The sequence below is a fragment of the Streptomyces sp. NPDC045701 genome (assembly GCF_056432045.1).
Map to the genome: position 1 here is coordinate 1 of NZ_JBWKJV010000222.1, position 1,147 is coordinate 1,147.

The window sequence follows — 1,147 nt, forward strand, 5'->3', positions numbered from 1 at the left end:
CCATGTAGACGCACTTCAACGCGGCGTTCTCCGACGGGAAGTGGCCGCGGGCCCGGACGGCCTTGCGGATGCGGGCGTTGACGCTCTCGATGGCGTTCGTCGAGCAGATCACCTTGCGGATCTCGACATCGAAGGCCAGAAAGGGGACCATCTCGGCCCACGCGTCGGACCACAGCTTGATCACGGCCGGATACTTGCCGCCCCACTTCTCGGAGAACTCCAGGAACCGCCCGGTCGCGGCGGCCTCGCTCGGGGCGGTATAGACGGGCCTGAGGTCACGGGCCACCTTGGCGACGTAGCGGATGCTGTTGCGGATCAAGTGGACGATGCACGTCTGCACCACGGTGCGGGGCCAGACGGCTTCGACCGCGTCGGGCAGGCCCTTCAGCCCGTCGCATACGAGCATCAGGACGTCCTCGACGCCGCGGTTGCGGAGCCCGGTGAAGACCTGGAGCCAGTGCTTGGCGCCCTCGCCGCCGTCGCCGGCCCAGATCCCCAGGATGTCGCCGGTGCCCTCGGCCGTGACAGCCATGGCCAGGCAGATGGGCCGGCTGGCGACCTGGCCGTCACGGATCTTCACGTTGATCGCGTCCACGAGACCACCGGGCAGACGCGGTCCAGCGGACGCGACTGCCATTCAGCCATGCCCTCCATCACCTTGTCCGTGATCGTGTCGACGCCGGTCAGCCGTCGCTGACGCTTCTTGACGATCTGCGGTTCGAAGGTTCCCGCGACGTCCCGAGGCACCTTCACCCCGACCGGCCCGACATCGGTCAGCACGGTCTTCGTCCGGGTGCCGTTGCGGCTGTTGCCGCTGTTCCTGCCGGTTGCGTCGTGCTTGTCATAGCCGACGTGACCGGTGATCTCGCCCTCGAGGGCGGACTCCAGCACCCGCTTGGTCAGCTGCTGCAGCAGCCCGCCCTCACCGGTCAGCTGCAGCCCCTCCGAACGGGCACGGCCCACGAGCATCGCGATCAACTGCTCGTCCGACACCGCCCGCTCGGCCGGCTCCTGCACAGACTCCGTCTCGACAACGGACTCACTCATCTGGCGTCCTTAAGAATGTTGGCGGTCCGGGAGGACCGGGTGTGGCTGATCGGGCGTTGCCCTCGATGGCTCCAGGAGAATGGCCGCCCGGTCCTCCGGG

General features: G+C 67.8%; 1 pseudogene. It reads right to left on the reverse strand.

The window, feature by feature from the left end:
* Positions 1-969: pseudogene (locus tag AC07DW_RS34580) on the reverse strand (IS256 family transposase); the annotation flags it as partial.
* Positions 970-1,147: the final 178 nt, after the last annotated feature.